The sequence below is a fragment of the Amycolatopsis sp. NPDC043889 genome (assembly GCF_056435645.1).
On record NZ_JBWKEC010000073.1, the window covers coordinates 1 to 1,410 of the forward strand.

At 63.4% G+C, this 1,410-nt stretch carries 1 protein-coding gene; it reads left to right on the plus strand.

What is annotated here, in order from left to right:
* Positions 1–73 precede the first annotated feature (73 nt).
* Positions 74–1,372, plus strand: a complete 1,299-nt coding sequence (locus AC0685_RS43435; RefSeq protein ID WP_478230852.1) for an IS256 family transposase — start codon at positions 74–76, stop codon at positions 1,370–1,372.
* Positions 1,373–1,410 lie beyond the last annotated feature (38 nt).

Consider the following 1,410-nt stretch of genomic DNA (forward strand, 5'->3'; position numbering starts at 1 on the left):
GGGACTGTCCCAGTAACGGTGTTTCCGGCCCGACACGCCGGGCGTGGGCTCGGTGGGATGGGCACGGTGTGTGATGACACTGGATGTTGTGACTTCACGATCGACGGGTAAGAAGAAGGCGGCGAAGCCGCGGTCGGCGCAGGAGGAGCTGGCGGCCTCGATGGTCGCGCAGGCTCAGGCGCAGGGGCTGGCCTTGACCGGCCCGGACGGGCTGCTCAAGCAGCTGACCAAGACGGTTCTCGAGACGGCGTTGAACGCGGAGATGACCGAGCACCTCGGTCACGAGAAGCACCAGGCCGAACCGGGCCGTGCCAGCGCGAACGTGCGCAATGGCACGCGGTCGAAAACGGTGGTCTCGGACGCGGTGGGCGAGGTGGAGATCGCGGTGCCGCGGGATCGGGATTCGAATTTCGAGCCGGTGGTCGTGAAAAAGCGGCAGCGTCGGCTGGGCAGTGTGGATGAGATCGTGTTGTCGTTGTATGCGAAAGGGTTGACGACAGGCGAGATCTCGGCGCACTTCGCGGAGATTTATGGTGCGTCGGTGTCGAGGGAGACGGTGTCCCGGATTACCGACCAGGTTATCGGGGAGATGGCCGAGTGGCAGTCGCGGCCACTGGATTCGGTGTATGCGGCGGTGTTCATTGACGCGGTGCACGTGAAGATCCGGGATGGTCAGGTCGCGAACCGGCCGATCTACGCGGCGATCGGTGTCACGCTGGAAGGTCGCCGGGATGTGCTCGGGCTGTGGGCCGGTCAGGGTGGCGAGGGTGCGAAGTTTTGGATGCAAGTGCTGGTGGACATGAAGAACCGTGGGCTGGGCGATGTGTTCTTCGTGGTCTGTGACGGGCTGAAAGGCTTGCCCGAGGTGGTCGGGAACGTGTGGCCGGCGGCGATCGTGCAGACGTGCGTGGTGCATTTGCTGCGGAATACGTTCCGGCTCGCGTCGAAGCGGGACTGGGACGCGTTGAAGAGGGATGTGAAACCGATCTACACGGCACCGAACGCGGCTGCCGCGGCGGCCGCCTTGGACGTGTTGGAGGAGGAGTGGGGTGGTAAGTATGGCGCGATGATTCGGTTGTGGCGCAACGCATGGGAGGAGTTCATCCCCTTTTTGGACTATGATGTGGAGATCAGGCGTGTGTTGTGTTCCACGAACGCGATCGAGTCGTTGAATTCGCGGTATCGCCGCGCGGTGCGGACACGTGGTCATTTCCCGACGGAACAAGCTGCGCTAAAGTGCTTGTATCTGGTCACCCGGAGTCTGGACCCGACCGGCACCGGGCAAGCCCGGTGGACGATGCGCTGGAAACCCGCCTTGAACGCTTTCTCGATCACCTTCAGTGACCGCTGGCCGGGCGCTGAGACCTACTGACAACCACGGCCGGAAACACCGTTCGCGTTACAGTCCCC

Excerpts from the sequence above, each read along its gene's own strand:
- AC0685_RS43435 (WP_478230852.1), top strand. The coding sequence starts at position 74 with ATGACACTGGATGTTGTGACTTCACGATCGACGGGTAAGAAGAAGGCG.